Source organism: Oleiharenicola lentus, from assembly GCF_051660365.1.
Lineage (GTDB): Bacteria > Verrucomicrobiota > Verrucomicrobiia > Opitutales > Opitutaceae > Lacunisphaera > Lacunisphaera lenta_A.
In genome coordinates this window covers 518,759-538,817 of the sequence record NZ_JBOZXB010000001.1, presented here as the reverse complement: position 1 = coordinate 538,817, position 20,059 = coordinate 518,759, and the positions used below count along the sequence as shown (strand labels likewise).

The 20,059-nt window shown below is 60.4% G+C and carries 16 protein-coding genes; 1 reads left to right on the top strand and 15 read right to left on the bottom strand.

Annotation, left to right across the window (positions count from 1 at the left end; translation table 11 throughout):
- From ACRRQW_RS01920 to ACRRQW_RS01895, 6 genes are all read right to left on the bottom strand, one after another.
- Window positions 1-1,185 (bottom strand): sensor histidine kinase, encoded by a 1,185-nt coding sequence (locus ACRRQW_RS01920; protein ID WP_438479561.1) that lies wholly within the window; start codon window positions 1,183-1,185, stop codon window positions 1-3.
- A complete protein-coding gene (locus ACRRQW_RS01915; protein ID WP_438479560.1) occupies window positions 1,182-1,796 on the bottom strand; it encodes a chemotaxis protein CheB in 615 nt (204 codons plus the stop codon). The genes ACRRQW_RS01920 and ACRRQW_RS01915 overlap by 4 nt, the downstream gene beginning before the upstream one ends.
- Window positions 1,793-2,629: a CheR family methyltransferase gene (locus tag ACRRQW_RS01910; RefSeq protein ID WP_438479559.1), complete on the bottom strand. Its 837-nt coding sequence runs from the start codon at window positions 2,627-2,629 to the stop codon at window positions 1,793-1,795. The genes ACRRQW_RS01915 and ACRRQW_RS01910 overlap by 4 nt, the downstream gene beginning before the upstream one ends.
- Window positions 2,626-6,090 (bottom strand): response regulator, encoded by a 3,465-nt coding sequence (locus ACRRQW_RS01905; RefSeq protein WP_438479558.1) that lies wholly within the window; start codon window positions 6,088-6,090, stop codon window positions 2,626-2,628. The genes ACRRQW_RS01910 and ACRRQW_RS01905 overlap by 4 nt, the downstream gene beginning before the upstream one ends.
- A gap of 21 nt (window positions 6,091-6,111) precedes the next feature.
- Window positions 6,112-6,588 carry a response regulator gene (locus ACRRQW_RS01900; protein WP_438479557.1) on the bottom strand — a complete coding sequence of 159 codons (477 nt, stop codon included), beginning with the start codon at window positions 6,586-6,588 and terminating at the stop codon, window positions 6,112-6,114.
- Window positions 6,589-6,890: 302 nt separating this feature from the next.
- Window positions 6,891-7,346 (bottom strand): EF-hand domain-containing protein, encoded by a 456-nt coding sequence (locus ACRRQW_RS01895; protein ID WP_438479556.1) that lies wholly within the window; start codon window positions 7,344-7,346, stop codon window positions 6,891-6,893.
- 144 nt (window positions 7,347-7,490) lie between these two features.
- Here ACRRQW_RS01895 and ACRRQW_RS01890 point away from each other — a divergent pair, with 144 nt between their 5' ends.
- Complete coding sequence (locus tag ACRRQW_RS01890) at window positions 7,491-8,069, top strand: histidine phosphatase family protein (protein ID WP_438479555.1); 579 nt, start codon at window positions 7,491-7,493, stop codon at window positions 8,067-8,069.
- On the opposite strand, the gene ACRRQW_RS01885 is transcribed toward ACRRQW_RS01890, so the two are convergent.
- The 9 genes from ACRRQW_RS01885 to ACRRQW_RS01845 all read right to left on the bottom strand — a co-directional run bounded on the left by ACRRQW_RS01885 (window position 8,066) and on the right by ACRRQW_RS01845 (window position 20,022).
- Window positions 8,066-8,761 (bottom strand): dihydrofolate reductase family protein, encoded by a 696-nt coding sequence (locus ACRRQW_RS01885; RefSeq protein ID WP_438479554.1) that lies wholly within the window; start codon window positions 8,759-8,761, stop codon window positions 8,066-8,068. The two genes, ACRRQW_RS01890 and ACRRQW_RS01885, sit on opposite strands and share 4 nt — an antisense overlap.
- A gap of 84 nt (window positions 8,762-8,845) precedes the next feature.
- Entirely contained in the window at window positions 8,846-9,787 is a 942-nt protein-coding gene (locus ACRRQW_RS01880) for a response regulator (RefSeq protein ID WP_438479553.1), read from the bottom strand.
- A complete protein-coding gene (locus tag ACRRQW_RS01875) occupies window positions 9,784-13,470 on the bottom strand; it encodes an ATP-binding protein (protein ID WP_438479552.1) in 3,687 nt (1,228 codons plus the stop codon). Before ACRRQW_RS01875 ends, ACRRQW_RS01880 begins: the two co-directional genes overlap by 4 nt.
- A gap of 198 nt (window positions 13,471-13,668) precedes the next feature.
- Window positions 13,669-15,042: a lytic polysaccharide monooxygenase gene (locus tag ACRRQW_RS01870; protein ID WP_438479551.1), complete on the bottom strand. Its 1,374-nt coding sequence runs from the start codon at window positions 15,040-15,042 to the stop codon at window positions 13,669-13,671.
- Between the two features lie 195 nt (window positions 15,043-15,237).
- Window positions 15,238-16,293 (bottom strand): AI-2E family transporter, encoded by a 1,056-nt coding sequence (locus ACRRQW_RS01865; protein WP_438479550.1) that lies wholly within the window; start codon window positions 16,291-16,293, stop codon window positions 15,238-15,240.
- A gap of 8 nt (window positions 16,294-16,301) precedes the next feature.
- A complete protein-coding gene (locus tag ACRRQW_RS01860; protein ID WP_438479549.1) occupies window positions 16,302-16,745 on the bottom strand; it encodes a hypothetical protein in 444 nt (147 codons plus the stop codon).
- 137 nt (window positions 16,746-16,882) lie between these two features.
- The gene (gene leuD / locus ACRRQW_RS01855) at window positions 16,883-17,485 is read right to left on the bottom strand and encodes a 3-isopropylmalate dehydratase small subunit (protein WP_438479548.1); all 603 of its coding nucleotides are present in this window, start codon (window positions 17,483-17,485) and stop codon (window positions 16,883-16,885) included.
- 113 nt (window positions 17,486-17,598) lie between these two features.
- Window positions 17,599-19,011 (bottom strand): 3-isopropylmalate dehydratase large subunit, encoded by a 1,413-nt coding sequence (leuC, locus tag ACRRQW_RS01850; protein WP_438479547.1) that lies wholly within the window; start codon window positions 19,009-19,011, stop codon window positions 17,599-17,601.
- Between the two features lie 216 nt (window positions 19,012-19,227).
- The gene (locus ACRRQW_RS01845) at window positions 19,228-20,022 is read right to left on the bottom strand and encodes a 3-keto-disaccharide hydrolase (protein WP_438479546.1); all 795 of its coding nucleotides are present in this window, start codon (window positions 20,020-20,022) and stop codon (window positions 19,228-19,230) included.
- Window positions 20,023-20,059: the final 37 nt, after the last annotated feature.

Genomic DNA, 20,059 nt, shown 5'->3' with positions numbered 1-20,059 from the left:
TTACCCTGCAAGCGCGGTCGTTTTTCGGAGATCGATCCAGAAGCGACTGCCGCGATCGACTTCCGATTCAAACCCGAGATTTCCGCCCATGCGCTCGGCGGCTTTACGCGCGATGGTGAGGCCGATGCCGGTGCCTTCAAATTGCTCGGCCGGGTGGAGGCGGTCGAACATCCGGAAAACCCGGCCGCGGTCTTTCTCGGCGATACCAATCCCGTTATCCTCGATCCAGATTCGCACGGAATCGGGGTCGTGATCTTCGGCCCAAATCTTCACGGCAGGCTTTGTGCCCGGCCGGACAAACTTCACCGCATTGCTTAACACATTCGACAGGCATTGCGTGGCAAACGCGTCCTGTCCGAGCACCACTGGGAGTGTTCCGACGACACGGACTTCGGCCTTGGTGGAATGAAAATTGGGATAAGTGGCCAGGATGTCGCCGAGCAGTTTCCCCAAATCGACCGGTCGCAGCGCAGCTTCCGTGCGCATTACTTTGGCGTAATCCAGCACGTCGCGGATCAGCGCATCGAGCCGGTTTGCTGAACCGCTGATGCGCTGGAGATAATCACGACCGGTGTCGTCCAAGACGCCGGCATACTCCTCCGTGAGCAGCTGGGCAAAACTTTGCATGCCGCGCAGCGGGGCGCGCATGTCGTGCGCGATACTGTAGGAAAACCCTTCGAGCTCCTGGACGGTTTCACGGAGTCGGGCGGTGCGCTCGGCTACGATTTTTTCCAAGTCGTTGGCGTGTTCCGAAAGTTTTTGCTGCGCGAGTTGCAAACTTTCGCGTTGTTTCGCCAACTCGAAGAACACCCCGGTTTTGCTTTGGAGGATGTGCGCCTCGATCGGTTTGAAGAGAAAATCCACGGCGCCGAGCTCGTAGCCGCGAAAACGCCGTTGTGTGTCGACCGCGCCGGCGGTGAGAAAAATGATCGGGACGCGGCGTGTGCGCTCGGTGCCGCGCATCAGCTCCGCGAGTTCGAAACCATCCATGCCGGGCATTTGCACGTCGAGAATCGCCAGCGCGACTTCGTGGGTGAGGAGTAACTCCAGCGCAGCGTCGCCGGAGCGCGCGTGCAGGAGTTCGAGCCCTTCGCGTTGCAGGAGCGCGGACAGCGCAAGCAAGTTTGGCTCGAGATCGTCGACGAGGAGAAACTTGATTGGGCGGGGAGTGGACAAAGTGCTCACGACAAAGAAAGGGTTCCGGGCAGCACGGCGAGCACGCTGGCGATTTGGGGCAACTTGAGTGATTGGGCGGACGGGCATGCGTCGAGTGCGCTCTGCGGCATCATCGTCGCTTCGGCGGTGTCGGGGCGTTGCACGAAACCGAGTCCCCCTAAACGTTGCACCGTGCGCAGCCCGGCGGCGCCATCGCTGCTGGCGCCGGTGAGAATGACCGCGCGCAACGCGCTCCCATAAGCGTCGGCGGCAGATTCGAACAGGACATCGATCGCGGGCCGGGAAAAATAAATCGGCTCGTCGCTGGAGAGCGACAGCGTGTGATCCGCTTCCACCAGCAAGTGGTAATCGGGTGGAGCGAAATAAATGGTGCCGGCGATAATCGGTTCCTTGTCCTCGGCTTCTTTCACCGGGAGCGCACAGCGCTGGCTGAAAATCTCCGAGAGGAGACTGCGTTCGGTCGGTTGCAAGTGCACCACGACCAGCACGGGCAGGGGATAACCGCGCGGCAATGCCGGGAGAATTTTCATCAGCGCATCGATGGCACCGGCAGATCCGCCAATCACGACGCATTCCGCCGGCTCAGGTGACGCTTTGGACTGTTGCGCCGCCGCGGTCATGCGTCGCCTTTTTTTTGGTAGATGCGTTGATCAGACACGAACGGCGTAAAGGCACCGGAGTGAGCAGTGAAATGCAGGCTTTCCTTGAGGCCGACGCCGAGAAAACCACGCCGCACCAGCGAGTCTTTAAAAAGTCCCACGGCGCGATCCTGCAATTCCCGGTTGAAATAGATCAGCACGTTACGGCAGGTCACCAGTTGCATTTCGCCGAAGACGGAATCCGAGACCAGGCTGTGATCGGAGAAGACCGTGCGTTCTCGGAGGGTCTTGTCGAATTTTACGCCGCCGTAAGCGGCCGTGTAATAGTCGGACAACGAGGATTTCCCGCCCGCCTTGCGATGGTTCTCGGTGAAGAGTGAGACGCGATCGAGGTCGTAGATGCCGGCCTCGGCTTTTTTCAACGCTTCGGTGTTGATGTCGGTGGCGTAGAAAATCGTCCGGCTCTCGAGTCCTTCCTCGCGAAAAAGAATCGCGAGCGAATAAAGTTCCTCCCCCGCGCTACAACCGGCGACCCACACTTTAAGCGACGGATAAGTTTTCAGGTGCGGCACGACTTGCTCGCGCAGTGCGCGGTAGTAACCCGGGTCGCGAAACATCTCGCTCACTTGCACGGTGAGATAAGCCACCAGTTGGGGAAACAATCCCGGATCGTGCAGCAATTTCGCCTGTAGCGCGGAGATGTTGGCACATTTGAAATGCGTCAGCGCCTGCGTGACGCGGCGTTTGACCGAGGCCATGGAGTAGCCACGGAAATCGTAGTGGTATTGCTGGTAGAGTGCTTCCAGCAATAACTGCAGTTCGATCTCCTCGGTTTTGGCCGCGGCGCTTCTCATCGCGGCATCCAGACTCGCACGAGCGAGAGAAGTTTTTCCACGTCGATCGGTTTTGCCAGGTAGTCGTTCGCGCCGGCTTCGAGCGATTGCTCGCGGTCGTTGCGCATCGCTTTCGCGGTGAGGGCGATGATCGGGAGTTTTTTCCACTCGGGCCGTTTGCGGATTTCCCGCATGGCAGTCATGCCGTCCATTTCGGGCATCATCAAATCCATGAGGACAAGATCCACGCTCTCATTCTTGGCCAGGGACTCCAGCGCTTCGCGACCATTGCGCGCGATGGAGAGTTTTACCCCGTGCGGCTCGAAGAGGCTGGTTAAAGCGAAGACGTTGCGGACGTCGTCTTCGACCAAGAGAATGTGCCGTCCCGCAAGCATCTCGTCGCGCCCGCGCGCCTTGGCGAGGAGGTTCTGCTGTTCTGCGGGCAGATCAGATACGACCTGATGGAGGAAGAGGGTCACTTCATCGAGGAGTCGTTCCGGCGACTTCGCGCCCTTGATGATGATCGATTTCGAGTATTTGCGGAGCCGTTGCTCTTCCGGCTGGCTCAATTCGCGTGCGGTATAAACGATCACCGGCGGAAACGAGTAGCTGTCGTTGGCAGAGAGCGTTTCGAGTAGCGAGAAGCCCGATGCGTCCGGCAGCGTCAGGTCGAGCACCATGCAGTCGAAGGTGGTGGTCTTAAGTTGCTCGAGGCATTCTGCGGCGGTTTTGGCGCCGGCGGTTTCCACGCCGTTGGTGCCGAGGAGGCGTTGAAGGCTCTCCATCTGCACCTCGTTGTCTTCGACGATGAGCACGCGCTGGAGTTTTTGCGTGAGCCGGTTCTCGAGTTTTTCGAACGCTTCGGCGAGTTGCTCGCGCTTGACCGGTTTGAGCATGTAACCGATCGCGCCCATCGAGAGTGCTTTGTTGGTGTAGTCGCTGGCGGAGACGACGTGCACGGGGATGTGGCGCGTGCGGGCGTCCTGTTTTAAGCGCTCAAGCACGAAGAGGCCGGAGTTGTCTGGCAGACCGACATCCAACACCACGGCGCTCGGCAGATATTGCCGCGCTAGCGCCAGGGCTTCGTCCGCCGTCGTGGCGACGAGCGCCTGGAAGTGCAACTCGTGCGCGAGGTCGACGACGATCTGCACGAATGGCTCGTCGTCTTCCACGATCAGGATGACGCGGGCGTTGCCGCTGAGTCGTTCGCGGTCATCTGGAATGCGACGAATCGCGACGGCGGGTGCGGTGCGCGCTGGGGACGATGCGCCGGGTGTTTTCGGGGCGAAAGTGTCACTCGCGGATTCGTTGGCTTCCCTTGGCGCGGTGGGCCCGTCGTAAACTTCCGGAAGCAGAATCGTGAAGGTGCTGCCTTTGCCGGCGGAGCTGGTGAGTTGGATTTCGCCACCGAGCAGGCGCACCAATTCGCGCGAGATGGAAAGACCCAATCCGGTGCCGCCGTATTTGCGATTCGTGGTGCCGTCGCCCTGGCGGAACGGTTCAAAGATAATCTGCTGCTGCTCCGGGGGAATGCCGATACCGGTATCACGAACGGAGAAGGCGATGCGTCCATCGCGGGCGCGTTCGACCGTGAAAGCGACTTCGCCGCGTTCCGTAAATTTGAGCGCGTTGGACAAAAGATTTTTTAACACCTGCTCCAAGCGCTGCGCATCGGTGACGAGGGTGGACGGAACTTTTGGGCCAACTTCCAAGCGGAACGTCACGCCCTTTTGCGTGGCAGTCTGCTCGAATAGCGAGCGAAGGGTGTCGGTTAACCGTGCCACCGTGACGGCTTCGGGAATGATCTCGATGCGACCGGCCTCCACTTTGGAGAGATCGAGCACTTCGTTGATCAGGCCAAGTAAATCGTTGCCCGCCGCCTGGATCGTTTGCGCGTATTTGATCTGCTCAGGCGTGAGGTTGCCGCTCTTGTTGTCGGCGAGGAGCTTCGCGAGAATGAGTGAGGAATTCAGCGGCGTGCGCAGCTCGTGCGACATGTTGGCGAGGAACTCCGATTTGTAGCGGCTGGCTTGTTCGACGATGCGGGCCTGCTTTTCCAAGTTGGCCCCGGCTTGGTGGAGTTCTTCTTTCTGGTTTTCCAAAACGCGCGTCTGCTGTTCCAATTGCGCGTTGGTTTCTTCGAGCGTCGACTGCTGCTCTTCCAAGTTCGCCTGCGATTCTTTGAGGGCACGGGTTTGCTCTTCGAGCTCTTCGTTCGAGACGCGCAATTCTTCGGATTGAGCCTGCACTTCCTCCGCTTGGGTCTGCGTTTCTTCGAGAAGTTCCTGCACGCGCGCTCTTAAACGGGCGGAGCGCACGGCGACGCCAATCGTTTCGGCGACGCGTTCCAGCAGCTCAATCGCGTCGTCCGGAATCTGATGAAAGAAACCGAACTCCAGCACGGCGTTGACCGAGCCATCCACCGTAGCGGGAACAATCAACAAGTGGCGCGGCCGGTGGTGGCCCAACGCGGAACCGATGGCGAGATAGCCTTCAGGGACATCATGGACGGCCACCGGCTTGCCATCTTTCGCAACCTGTCCGACCAAACCTTCGCCCAAGGTGAGGCGCTCCGGAATCGCATTTCCAGTTGGCAGCGCGTAAATGGCGGCGCGTTGCAGGACGCGGCCTTCCTCGATATACATCGCGCCCGCCTGTGCGCCCAGATAATCGCTGAGAAAACGGAGCGAGTTGTCCGCAAGCTCCGCGACTTTTTGGTCGCCGACCATTTGCACGGCGAGACGCAGTTGTCCTGCTTGAATCCATTCCTGACGTTGTTTGGCAAGTTCGGCACGCCGCAGCAGCGAGGTGATGACGGCGGCGAGCACGAGCCCCACCAAGCTGACCGATACGGTGCTCCACACGGCGGTTTGAAACGCGACATTGGCTTCGGCCAACCGGCGCGCGCGCAGTGCTTCTTCAGTTCCCACCATGGCGGCCACGCTTTGGCGCAGTGCGTCCATCGTGACTTTACCGCGATCGGAAAGGACGATGGGCAAAACCGCTTGCAGCCCGCGGGTGCGGCGCACTTCGATGGTTTCGGCCAATTCGGCGCGCTTCGCGGCGAGATGGCGCTGAATCACCGGGACTCTGCCTGACTGCTCGGGATTGTCGGCCACCAAGCGCTCAAGTTGTTCGACCTGCGCATCGATTTTTCCCAAAGCCAACGTGTAAGGCTCCAGGTATTGCGCCTCGCCAGTGAGCAAAAAGCCGCGTTGGCCGGTCTCGGCATCGGTCGCCAGGAGAAGAATTTCCCCGAGTGTTTTGATCACCACGTGGGTGTGCGCGACCATTTGGGAATTATCCCGCAGCGTGCGGATCTTGGTGTAACCGACGAGGCTGCTCGTCACAAAGAACGCGATGACCACCGCCAACCCGATGAAAAGCGGGAGCAAGCTTCGGCCCTGACGCGAGGATTTGCGCAGGGTGGAAGCAGGCTTGGCGGCTGACGCAGGCTGGTTCGCAGAATTTCCTTCGCTCATAAAATCTAAAGCTCCGCTTCGTTAAGCTATTCGTGTCGCAGACCCGTGGAGATCAGGCCGCGTGAGGGGGTAAGTGTGAGGATCGGCTAAAAAGTTTTTAAGAGACACCACGAGCGCCGTGAGCAATTCGTTACTCGGCGGCTTTACCAGATAGCCGTTCGCGCCCAACGCGTAGGCTTGTTCGATGTCTCTCTGGTTTTCGGACGATGTGAGCATGACGACCGGGAGTTGCTGCGTCTCGGGATGGTTTCGCAGCACGGCCAGCACTTCGAATCCTGTTGCGAGTGGAAGTTTCAAATCCAGCACGACCAATGCGGGCACGGGATATTTCTCGCGATCGGTGAAGTCGCCTGCGCCGGTTAGAAAATTGATGGCCTGCCGGCCATCCGTTGCCGTGAACACGGGTTGGGTCAGGCCAGCTTTTTTAGAAGCTCGAATAAACAACAGCTGATCATTCGGGTCGTCCTCTACCAATAAGATGGTTTGTGCGGTCAGCATCGATGGTGCGCTTGGCCGAAATCAGCAATTTTTCCGCGTAACAAACCTGGTTACGCTCCCGCCAGCACCTTCGACACTATCACGAATGTGGGTCTCGAAAAAAAATCGCATTACGCATACTCCACCGACTGCGAAGGAGCGGTGCGATTAATTTCGTATCGGGGATTTTCCCATATCTTGAGTTTAAAAAATGGCATTAAGGGAACGTTTGCTACCCTCGGGGAAACGTTCGGCGGCATCATAAAAAAGCCCGCGTTGAAACGCGGGCTTGAGAAACAATCGTGAGCGCGAGTGAGGTTCGTTTAATTACCGCTCTGCTCTTTCGTGGCTTTCTTTAGCTCTTTTTGAGCGGCCTTGAATTCAGACTTTGAGAGCAGCCCGTCGCTATCGGTGTCAGACTTCGAGAAAATGGACGCCGCGAAGGCGTCGCTCTCGCTGTTGCTGACCTTGCCGTCGCCATCGGTGTCCATCATGCGGAGCTGGGCCGCAGTGTGGGCGGGATCCATTTTCTCGCCGGGCATCGACTTGGCGGCGGCGGCGTCCCATTCGGCGGCGGTCACATAACCATCGCTATTGCCATCAGCGAGTTTGCCGATGGAGCGAGAGAAGGTGAGGTGTTCTTCGCGCGAGACCTTGCCGTCGCTATTGGTGTCCATGGCTTTGAATTCATCGCCATGGTGTTCTCCGGCGTGCAACGAGGTGGACAATGCGAGCGCCAGGACACCCGCAGAAAGAAGCGTGAGGGATTTAGTTTTCATAGGTATCATGCGACTGTCTGCACTGAGATGAGTTCGTGGGGACAATCCCCGAGCGCTGCATGGGGCTGCAGTCGGATCTAAATCGATCAGTGGTTGTGCGTGCGAAGGATTGACCTGAGCGCAGCGCTGTCGCCTGACTGCTGCATGGAACTTTACTATGTGCGGCACGGCGAGACGGCGTGGTCACTCACGGGACAACACACGGGCAAGACAGACTTGCCGTTGACGCCACACGGCGAAGTCGAGGCGCGCACGCTGCACGGGTTGTTGGAAGGAGTGACGTTCGACCAAGTGTTCACGAGCCCGCGGCAACGCGCGCGGCGGACAGCTGAACTGGCAGGCTTTGACCACGCAGTAACCGAGCCCGATCTCGCGGAGTGGGATTATGGTGATTACGACGGTCTGCGCATGAGTGAAATTCGCGCCCAGCGACCGACGTGGGATATTTATGTGGATGGATGTCCGGGCGGTGAATCGCCGGAGCAGATCGTGGCGCGCGCGGATCGCTTGGTGGCGCGCTGGTCGAAATCTTCCGGGCGCATCGCCGCATTTTCCCACGGACATTTCGGACGCGTGCTGGCGGCGCGCTGGATCGGCTTGCCACTCAGTGCGGCGAAACACTTCGCGGTGAATACGGCCTCTTACGGCATCCTCGATCGCGATCCGAGCCGCGACGGGCGTGCGCGTATTGTGCAGTGGAACATCACCGCGAAACGCCCTTAATGTTTGGCGGGTTTCGTGGAGTAGCGCAGGAGCAGGGCGCCTTTCGCCAACGTCTTGGATGACTTGAGGAGAAAGGGCGTGGCTTTGCGCCGGGGGTGGTCGTTTTCCACATCGAAGAGCGTCGGCGTGCCGAGTGTGCCGTCGGCGAGCGGCATGAGGACGAGGTAGAGTTCGTCAATGAGTCCCGCTTTGAGAAACGAGCCGTTATTTTTGCCGCCGCCTTGAACGGAAAGGTGCCGGATGCCGAAAAGTTTTGCGAGTTTGCGGACGACGACATGCAGGTCGATGTCGCGTTTGCCGCCGATAATGTAAGAGACGTTTTTCGAACGCAGGTAATCGCGGTGCTCCGCCGTGGCGCGCTCGGTGAGCACGCTGATGATGTGCTCGGTGTCGGCGCGATTGGTTTTAAATTTTAGTTTGCCGTGCGCGTCGAGGCCGACGGCAAACGTCTTTGCTCCGTGGTCAGCGACGAAATCTCCCGGCGGCACCGTGAAGCGACCACGCCGCGCGGGACGCGGTTTCGTCTCAGTGAAACCTTGCATGGTCACACGACCGACGATCCATGCGTCCCACGGAATCGTTTTCGCGATCTCTTCGAAAAGATCCTCGTCCTCTGGCAGGCCCCAGGTGGCTTGTTTGATGCGTCCGTCGAGCGACGTGACCATGAGGCAGGAAATATGCGGTGGTTTCATTGCTGTTGGGAAACCGCGGGAAAGGAAAAGTTCGCCGCTAATAATTTCCGCAGGGCCAGCGCAGTTTTTCCGCGTGGCATCGAATCAACCCGGAACGAGGCCGAGGGTTTCCGTGGCGAGGAGCGCGGCGGCGATCCGGGTTTCCACGCCGACTTTGGGGAGGATGTTATAGACGTGTTTCTTCACGGTGTTTTCCGCCATGCCGAGGATGATGCCAATTTCCGAGTTGGTTTTGCCGTGGGCGACCCAGAATAAAATTTCCGCTTCGCGCGGCGTGAGGCCGAGTGGTTCGAGGCGTTGCGGAGTCGCCGGAGGCGGCGCGGCTTCGAGCATCCAGACGATTTCGTCAGTGTCGTCGCGCGAGGAACGTTGCACGCGAAGCCCCGGCGTAGCGTGGCCGGCCAGGAGGATAGCGGGCACGCAGCCGGGTGCGCAGTGCGGGAAGAAACTTTTCAAGAGGAGCGCGGCGCGGTCGCTGCAGAAGCGGATCGTGCCGTTGCGCGCGGCGACGAGCACGGCGCGATCCAGCGAGCGACGAATGGCGAGTTCGGTGGCGAGACGTCGCTGGATTTCGCGTTCGAGTTCCTCATTTTTTGCCTGCACGGCGGCTGCTTGCGCGGCGAGTTCGCGTTGCAGCGTGCGCAATCTCAGGTGAGTGGAGGCCCGCGCAAGCACTTCCTCGGTTTGAAACGGCTTAACAATGTAGTCCACGCCGCCGGCGATAAATCCGGTGAGGCGGTCAGACACTTCGTTGAGCGCGGTGATAAAAATCACCGGGGTGTCGCGCCAGGCGCTTTCGGTTTTCAAGTGTCGGCACACGGCAAAGCCGTCCATGCCCGGCATGGAGACATCGAGCAGAATCAAATCGGGCTGCACGGTGGAAAGGCGGGCGAGAGCGCTGGCGCCGCTCTGGGCTACAAAGACTTTGGCGCCGGCTTGCGTAAACACTTCGCCGAGCACGCCGAGGTTGGCCGGCACATCGTCGATCAGGAATACGCGGGCTCCGTGAATAGGGGAGGGATTCATGGTGAGCGGGGGTGTGCCGCGAGCAACTTTTCGGCGCGTTCAAGATCATAGGAAGCGGCGAGCACCACGAGTTGATCGAGGAGGACGCGATGTCCGGGCAACTGTTTTCTAAATTGATCCAGCGCGCGCGTGAATCCGGTGATGTCGCCTTGGGCGATCCAGCGGCGAAGTTCTTGCACGGCCGCGTCCGGGAGTGGATCGGAAGATGATTCCGTGACGGGATTGCCCGCGGAGTCGACACGCCGCCACGTGAGTTTGAGGGTTTCGCCGATGGCCGCCCACAGTTGCGGTTCGAGGATCGGCTTGGACAAAAAGCGATCGCAACCCGACTCCAACGCTTCGCGCTGCGTCGAGGGAAACGCGCTGGCAGAAACCGCGATAATGCGTGGCGCCGCGCCGCCGTAACGCGCGCGAATTTCCCGTGCGATCTCCCGCCCATCCGGGCCGCTTTGAAAACGCAGGTCGAGTAACACGAGATCTGCGGGCGAATCTGCGAGCGTCGCGAGTCCTTCCGGACCGTCGGACGCTTCAGCAACCGCGAACCCCACGGCGCTCAGCAGCGTCGAAAGCAACGCGCGATTGGTGGCGTCGTCATCGATGATCACGACGCGACGCACGGGGCCTTCGTAGCCGGCGATGTCGCCGCCCGGCAGCGCGGGCGCGACCGAGTTTTCCAGCGAAGCCAGCGGCAGCTTGAGCGTGAAGCGGCTGCCGTTGCCGGGTTCGCTTTGAACGGAAATTTTTCCGCCCAACAGTTCCGCGAAACGCTGACTGAGCGCGAGGCCGAGGCCGGTGCCTTGCGTCGCGGATTCGCTTGAAGCGAAGCGCTGGAAAAGTTGCGGCACGTGTTCGCGGGCGATGCCACGACCGGAATCCTCGACGGTAAAGGCGACGCGTTTCGGGCTCAGGCGCTTGACGAACAAATGCACGCCGCCGCGCTCGGTGAATTTCACGGCATTGCCGAGCAGGTTGAGCAGAATCTGGCGGAGTTTTTGCGGATCGGTTTTCACCGCGAGGGGAACGTCGGCATCGATCGTGGTGCTGAACCACAAATTTTTCGCGTCGGCACGGGGGCGGATCAAATTGACTGCGTCGGTGACGATGCGCCGCAGGTCGCAATCGGTTTCACGCAACGTGAGCTGACCGGCCTCGACTTTGGCGAGGTCGAGCACGTCGTTGATCAGGCCGAGTAAATATTCGCCGCTGTTCGCGATGATCGTCGCCGAGGCGCGCTGACGCTCCGGTAATTCATGATCGCGGCGGAGAATTTGCGCGTAGCCGAGGATGCCGTTCAACGGCGTGCGGAGCTCGTGGCTCATGTTGGCGAGAAACGCACTCTTCGCGCGGTTGGCGGCGTCGGCGGCGTCGCGGGCCTCGCTCAACTCCGTCGTGCGCTCCGTCACCATCGCGCTCAACTGGGCGTTGCGCCGACGCAAAGCCACGCTGCGCCAGTGAATGAAACCGAAGACCGCCGCTCCGAGCAGCACGCCGCCGATGAGTTGCGCGGCGAGGGTGCGCCACCACGGCAATTTAATTTCGAACGAAAACTCCGCCGCCGCGCCAGCCGGGCCATCGCCATCGGCAGCCCGCACCGCGAACGTGTAATTCCCCGCAGGCAGATTGGTGTAAACGCGCCGACGTTGTTCGCCAGCCTCGGTCCAGTCGGCATCGTAACCGAGCAATCGCGTTTGAATCCGGGCGGCTTTGCGCGTCGGTTGCGCGGTGAAATCGAACGCGAGATCATGGCGACCCGCCGCGAGAATATTTTTTTCCGGCCACGCTTGGCCGCTCAAGGGTGTCACCGCACTCACGAATGCGCGTGGAGCCGGAAACGCCTGCAAACGATCCAACCGCGTGCGCACGAGCTGCGTGCTCGCGCTCGTCCACAACACCTCATTTTCGTGCCAGTGCAGATCGTCGGCGGCTTCCAACGCTTGCAGCGAGCCAGGTTCGAACGCGGGCATTTTTACGGGAACCTCGCTGGCGCGGTCAAAACGCCAACGCGTATCGCCAATAAAAAAAATCGGTTCGCCGTGCCGCACGTCCACCCACAGCGGCCCCAGCGGACCGGGGAACGGATTATCGGCGCCGAACGACGTCACGTTTTTAACCGCTCGCGCCTGACCGGGGAGAGCCGCGGCAAATTGCACGCGCCACACGCCGCGCAACGAAGTCGCGGCCCACACGTCGCCCACGCTGTCTTCGCCGAGGCTGTGGAGATTTCCGCCGACGCCGCCGTAGAGTCCCTGCACTTGCCAGCGGTTGTCCGCGTGCGCGATGCGCACGAGCCCGCCGCCACTGCCGCGCGCGCCCCACACGACGCCAGGCTCAGCCTTGGAAACGGCGAGATCCAACACCGTCGGACCGGTGTCGATCACGGACGCTTGCGTGGCTGCATCCGGCAGCAGACTCAGTTGCGAATCGGCGCCGACCAGCAGGCCTTGCGGGGTGCTCGCGAGCGCGAAAGCCGGTGAAGATAACCCCGGCACCGATTCCAAATGCGCATTGGTGAGCGTGACGGGATTGGGTGGAATTAATTTCATGACGCCGCCGACGGTCGCGACGTGAATCTGTCCGCGGTGACGCACGATTTGCGTGATGAGCGCGCCTTCGTAACCGCGGCCGGTGCGGAATACTGTTTTTTCGCTGCCGAACGCCATGCGCACGATCCCATTATTAGTGCCGAGCCAGAGCGCGCCGGTCACGTCGAACGCTCCGAGGCGCGCTGCGCGGCTCGGCAGGCCGTCGGCGATATCGATGCGTCGAATGAATCGGCCGCGCGCGTCGAGTTGGATGAGACCGGCGTTGCGCGTCGCGAGAAGCAGGGAGTCGTCGGGTAAACGCAGCGCCTGTTGCACCGCTTCGCGGCGCAGGAATTCGTCCGCGTCGGTTTTCCACGGGGTGGCCCGGCCTTGCGGATCGATTTCCCAGAGCGCTTGATTGCGCGAGGCGTAGAGCAGGTTGCCGTTGGCCAGGCTGAGCAGGCCCATCAAGTGTTGCGGCACGAGTTGCGGATCCGCGCTGATGTCGGTGAGCACGCCGCCGTCGATACGTCGCAACGGCTGTCCGGCCGTGTGCAGGTAAATCGCGTCGCCGACTTTCGCGATCCGTTGAAACACTGTCGGGACGGGATCGCTCCAGACTTCGAAACGGCCCTCGTGCCAGCGGAAGAGCCGTTGACCGGCGGCGAAATAAACCCCGTCGCGATTCGCGAGCACCGTCCACACCGCGCCGAATTGGCGGTGCTCGGCGGGCAATTTTTCGCGGAGTGAAACAAAGGTTTTTTGGCCCAGCTGGCTCTCGTCGAGGTAGCCGAGTTCGTCGGTGCCGCCGACGTAGATGCGGCCGTCGGGAGCGAGCGTGAGGGCGCGAACGAAGGTGGTTTGCGCGATGGGAATGCGTTGCCAGTTCACGCCGTCGTGACTCAGGACGTAGCGGAAACTGCCGACGTGAATAATGCCGCGCGAGTCGGCGACGCTCATGAACGCTTGTTCATGGCTTTGGTAGTCTTCCGGCAAAAATACCTGCAGCGCCGGCGAGCCTGCTTCCGCGAGTTCCTGGTCGATCGAAAGCGAGGGAGGCGCCGCGTGAGCGCATAGCGCGGCGAAGAATAAGACGGCGACCATCAAGCCGGCAGGCTGGCGCGGCGCGCGAAGAAGTGGAGAGGCGGGAATCAAACGCACGAAAACCTCCCCGTAGGGAGGCGATGGCGCAATCGCTCAATCACGAACATGAGGACGATGACGCACTAAAAACATCAGTTGAAGCGAAAGGGTTAAACGAATGCTGCGCGAGGGGGTTGAATCCCTCGCGCAGGCTCACGCGCTTTGTTCTATTCCGGAACCATTACCGTAACCCGGAAAGAAAAGGAGAACGGTAAATTACTTGCCGGTGCGGACGAGGATGTCGGCGATTTGTTTCGCAGGGCCGGTGGCGCTGAAACCGACGTCGATCGACTTGCCGGGTTCGATGCGCTGGTTCCAGCTGGCGGCCGTGATCACGTAAGCGCCGTTGGAGGAAACGAGGCTGCCGTTCCACACGCTGCCGATTTTGAACGGGGCTTCGAAGGCCAGGGACCAGCCTTCGACGGCAGTTTTGCCGGTGTTGGTCAGGCGAAGCGTGCCGGTGAACCCCGAGCCCCAGACGGAATCGAATTTGAGTTCGGTTTTGAGCGTGGGGGAGGACGGCGGATTTTCGGGCACGACGACCGTGATGCCTTCGATGCCGAAATCGGTGGGCGCCGCAAGCGGGCCGGAGACCACAAAACCGAAACTCGCGCTCGCGCCGGGCGCGAGGTTCGGAGCCCAGGCGGGATGCGCGACGCTGTGGGCCGCGGCGGCGACGCACAGGTAACGTGCCTCCCAAATCGTGGTGACGATGAAGTTGCCTTTGAAATTCACCTTCCACTGCTCGAGCGGTTTGGTGCCGAGGTTGGTCACGGTGATCTTGGCGCGATAGCCGCCGGCCCAGGCTTCATCGGAGGAGAAATTGACGCGCACGTCGCCGACTTGGGCTTGGACGGGGCTCGGCGGGGTGTAAGTCACGTCGACCGGATCGACCGGATTCGGGGGCGACGGCGGCGTGTTGTCCGGCGTCGGCACGATTACGTTTTCCGTCACGGAACCATCGAACACGAGGTCGCTCGCGACGAAGAAGGCTTCGCCGACCGGATCGATGCGTTGCCACACCATCCACAAGACGTGTTTGCCCGTGCGCGGCGGGAGCGTGACGTTGATGCGCCAGTAATTGTAGGACTCTTTCCAATAGGGAACTTTCGAGCCGATCTTTTCCATGCGATCCCACGTGAGCGTTTGCGACGGATCGTAGTCGGCCTTCGTGATGTAGAGATCGATGAAGCTCGGCTCGTGCGGCGCGGTGGCGTTGAACAACAATTGGTAATTACCCGACGCGACCGGCGTGGCCGGCCAGTCGGGACGCACAAGATCGATGCCGAAATAAATCGGATTGCCGCCGCTCGCGAGGTGACCATCTGGCACCGCCTGGCGGTGGTTATAGCTTGGGATGTTTTGCGAGACTTGGTTCCAGGTATAGAAAGCGTTCTTGGTGCTGATGGCCAACGCGGCTTTCGCCCAAGGAGCGGTGGGATTTTCGACGTTGTGTTCGTAGATGCGATAAACGCGGCTTTTCGGGGCGATCAAGGTGCCGTGAGCCCAAACGGACTGGGGCGCGAGCACACCGAGCGCGAGCAACGCGGCGAAACCGCGCGTGCGAAGGAAGGGGAGGGAGCGATTCATAGGTAGGTTGTGAAGAGCGATCAACAATTGCGCCGGAGGGGAATTGGCCGACGTGAGGCCGCCACCGTGAGACGCGCGATCAGACCGGCAAGGCGCGAGCGAGGCATCTACTACCTGAGTAGTAGGCCCAGGCGCACGACTGAGCGGTGCTCCCTAGGAAAAGCTTGGGGTATTCCTGAAAGACCGACCGCGCCGTTAGTTTTCCGCCGAGGAACGAGCCTTTCGCTCAAGGCCATTCTCCAGGTAGAGTTTTTTAACGAGGCACATAATCACGACCGTCAGCGGACACCCGAAGATCAATCCGGGCAGGCCGAACAACGCGCCGGAAGCGGCGAGCGCGATCAAGCCGAGGGCCGGAGGAAGTTTGGCGGCCCATTTTTGCGCGAGCGGCAGGACGAGTTGTTCTTCGAGTTGCTGCACAATTAAAAACACGATGATCGCATAGAGCGCGACTTGCGGGCTTTCGCTGAGGGCAATCAACACAGTCGGCACGAACGAAATGATGAACCCGACGACTGGAACGAAAGTGAGCAGGCCGGCCAGAATGCCCAAGGCGAGAGGCACCGGGCAGCCGACCACCGCCAGGCCGAGCGTCGTAAGCGTGCCGATGGTGAGCATCGAGATGAGTTGCCCGAGCAGCCATTTTTGCAACGAATCGCCTGAAGCCTCGAAGGCGTCGTGAATTTTCTGGCGCTGCGTCAGGGGAAACAGCCGCGCGAAGCCGCTGACGTAAAGGCGCGGCGTGAGCGCGAGGTAGATGGCGACGACCAACATCAGCAACAGGTGGCCGAGCGATTCCAACGTCACCGCAGCGACTTTGCTCAGGTTGTCCATGTTGCTGGTGACTGCGTGTGAGCTGCGGATTTTTTCCATGACGAGCCGCCCGGCCGCATGTTGTTCCAGCCACGCCTTGGCGGCATTGATCGCCTCCGGCAGTCGATCCATGAAACCGCGCATCTGCTCGGCAATTTGGTGCCCGAAGAGCCAGAACAGCCCACTCAATCCAGCCAGCAGGGCAAGAATCGCTCCGAATACCGCGAGTTTTTCGCGTTCCGGGAAACGCTTGATGACGGGTTGGGCCACCGCGCGAATGATTGCGGCAAAGACAATCGCGCCAAAGGTCAGCAGCAGGATTTCGCGCAAGCCCCAGGCGAGGACAAATAAACTGCTGAGCGCCAGCGTCACCGCCACGTAAGCGACAAAGCGCGGCAATTCGGGCCAAGTGCGTGAGGTCGTAGTGGGCGATTTCATGACCGGAATCAGGCGCGCGTCGAATCATGCGCGTGCGTCCGGGCGCCGGGGGCGTAGACCGATGCGAGAAAAAGCACGGCTCCGATGACCATGAGGTTTTTCAAAATGAATTCACCCAGATCGGTGAAAACAAAAGGACCCGTGAAACACAGTTCGGTCGCGGTGAAGTAGGAGAGAAACGTGCCGGGCAGATGCAGGATGAGAAAAAGCAGTGCGATCCACACCGTGCGGGGAAACAGGAGCAGCACTGCAATCACGACTTCCCACGCACCGAGTGCCAGAATGACCGCGCCGCCCGGAAGGAAACTAAAGGTCTGCCGGATGAGCTCTTCCGCCGGACTTACGCCGAAAAGTTTGAGCAGTCCGAACCATCCGTAAATCAACGCAATCGCCAGTCGGGTGACGAGGGGTGCGAATCGATCGCAAAAAACCGCGAGAGTAGTGCGTTGCATGGCGTGTGATGCTCATGCGACGCGTGAACTCACCCGCCGTTCCGGTCAGAGTTCCTGAGGTTCGCTTCGGGAATTCTCCGACGATAAAAAAAGCGCGCCAGGCAGCGCGCTTTGCCGGAAGGAGGATATCCGCCGTTTTATGCGACGAGATAAGGGAGCTTCTTGGCGGTGTCCTTCACGGACGGAATGCCGTCGATGAGCTCGCCGATGGCGTCCCAGCGGCCGTTAACGAGAGCGTCGCGGGCGCTTTCGCGCTGCGCGATTTTCACGCTTTGGCCGGCGAAACGGACTTCGAGTTTTTCGAGGTCGAGGGTGATTTCCTGTTGCGGATTCGCGGTGGCAAAAGCGGCGATCTTGGCGATGTCTTCGCGGCTCGCGGTCACGCAAGGCATGCCGAGCGTGGTGGAGTTGCCGAAGAAAATCTCGGCGAAGTTTTCCGCGATGACGGCTTCGAAGCCGGCTTTCGAGATCGCTTGTGGCGCGTGTTCGCGGGAAGAGCCGCAGCCGAAGTTGGCGCCGGACAGGAGGATCGTTGCGCCCTTGTGTTCGGGGCGATCGATCGGGTGATCGATTTTTTTGCCCTGCGGATCGTGACGGACGTCGAAGAAAACGAATTCGCCGAGACCATCGAAGGTGACGCACTTCATGAAGCGCGCCGGGATGATGCGGTCGGTGTCGATGTCATTGCCGGGGACGTTGACCGCGCGGCCGGTGACGGAGGTGATTTTTGCGAGAGCCATGGAAATTTAAAGTTGAGGGCTGAAAGTTTGAAATCGTTCTCGTTCTCTTACTCCTTCTCGTTCTCTGGGATTAAAATTTGGAGAACGAGAAAGAGAACGAAGAACGAGAAAGATTAATTCACCGCGAAGACTTCGCGGGCGTCGGCGACGGAGCCGGTGACGGCGGCGGCGGCGACCATGACGGGGCTCATCAACACCGTGCGACCGGTGATGGAACCCTGGCGGCCTTTGAAATTACGATTGGAGGACGAGGCGCAGAGCTGGTCGCCGATGAGTTTGTCGGGATTCATCGCCAGACACATCGAGCAGCCCGCGGCGCGCCATTCAAAGCCCGCTTCGACGAGGACTTTGTCGATGCCTTCCTTTTCGCATTGGAGGGCGACGATCTGCGAACCGGGAACCGCGATGGCTTTGACGCCGGCGGCGACTTTTCTGCCCTTCACGTATTTGGCGACTTCGCGGAAATCCGAGAGTCGGCCGTTGGTGCAGGAGCCGAGGAAAGCGACGTTGATCTTGGTGCCCTTGATTGGCGCGCCGGCGGGAAGCTTCATGTATTCGAGCGCTTCGATGATGCCGGCTTTTTCGTCGGCGCTTTTCGCCGTGGTGGGATCAGGAATGTTCTCGGTGATCGAGATGCCCTGACCGGGATTGATGCCCCACGTGACGGTCGGCGCGATGTCGGCGGCGTCGATTTTCATGACGTCATCGTAATGGCAGCCCGCGTCGGACGCGTAAGATTTCCAGCGCGTCACGGCGGCGTCCCAGTCAGCGCCTTTCGGCGAGTAGGGGCGGCCTTTCAGGTAGGCGAAAGTGGTTTCGTCGGGATTGACGTAGCCCACGCGCGCGCCGCCCTCGATGGACATGTTACACACCGTCATGCGCTCCTCCATGGTGAAGCCGTCAAACACGGAGCCGGCATACTCGTAGGCGTAACCGGTGCCGCCGTTCACGCCGGTGAGACGGATGATATGGAGAATGACGTCCTTGGCGTAAACGCCGGCGCGCAGCTTGCCGTTCACTTCAATGCGACGAACTTTGAGCGCACCGAGGGCCATCGTTTGCGTGGCGAGCACGTCACGGACTTGCGAGGTGCCGATGCCGAACGCGATCGCGCCAAAGGCGCCGTGCGTGGACGTATGGGAGTCGCCGCACGCGATCGTGGTGCCGGGTTGGGTTATGCCTTGCTCGGGGCCGACGATGTGCACGACGCCTTGTTTGCCGCTGGCGCGGTCGAAGAAGGTGATGCCGAACTCCGCGCAGTTTTTGCGGATCTCGTCCATCATCGCCTGGGCGAGGCTGTCAGCGTAGGGCTCGGCCAGCTCGTTGGTCGGGATGATGTGATCGACCGTCGCGAAGGTGCGGTGCGGCATCAGCACGGGCAACTTGAGGTCGCGCAACATGCCGAACGCTTGCGGCGACGTGACCTCGTGGATGAGGTGCGTGCCGATGAGGAGTTGGGTCTGGCCGTTCGCCAGTTTTTTGACCGTGTGGTCGGCCCAGACTTTTTCGAAGAGAGATTTAGCCATGATCAAAATGGGAGATTGGAGAGGGGAGATGGAAGTTGGGAGAGGAAATCAGTGCGAGCCCGGCATGCGGTGATGCGCGGATTCGATTCGGAAGAGCGCTGAGAATACCAGACTCTGACCATAACGGGAAATACCTATTTATTACCCTGTGATGCCTTTTGGGCATCAAAATCAGTCGGTTTCGTTGGTGCGAACGGTCTTAGCGCAGCCGGATGTTTACGGCGTGGCGGACAGTTTTAGCTCGCGCACCCAGATATTTCGAAACGCCACGGGCTCGACGGAGTCGTTGCCATGTTCCTGAAGACGCAGTGGCAATTTGTCCGCGTGAGCGGTGTAAGCGGGCTTGCCGCGGTAGACGGTCGGCCCCGCCAGAATGGCGTCGGCCTGCACGAGCACGCCGTTAAAAAAGACGGTGAGGCGCGCCGGGCTCAGCAACCCGCCGTCTGCGCCAAACCGTGGCGCGATCCACACGATGTCGTAGGTCTGCCACTCGCCGGGCGCGCGGGCGGGGTTCACCAGGGGCGGATGCTGTTTGTAAATCGAACCGGCCTGGCCGTTGACGTAGGTCGCGTTTTCGTGGGAATCGAGCACTTGGACTTCGTAAAGTCCCATGAGAAACACGCCGCTGTTGCCGCGTCGCTGGCTTTTACCGCGGACATCTGGCGCGAAACGAAACTCCACGTGCAGCTGCACGTCGCCGAAGGCCGCCCGGCTGGCAATGTCGCCCGCTTTCGCCACGGGCGTGAGGGCACCATCGATGATTTTCCAAGCCGCCGGTTGAGCGGCGGCGTCAGCTTTCACCCAGGCATCGAGGTTTTTCCCGTCGAATAATACGACCGCGTCGGACGGCGGTTGGCCGGCGGGCGCGCTGACGACCGTCGGCACAGGGTTCCAGTATTCGGTTTCTTCCGGCGGAGGCAGCGCAGCGGGAGCCGCGGCATTTAAGTTAACGCTCAACAAGAATAGGGCGAGGGCGCTCGCACTGACCAACGGGGTAGACGCAGTCTTCATGCGGGAAACGAAAAACAAACCGGGGATGACGGCAATC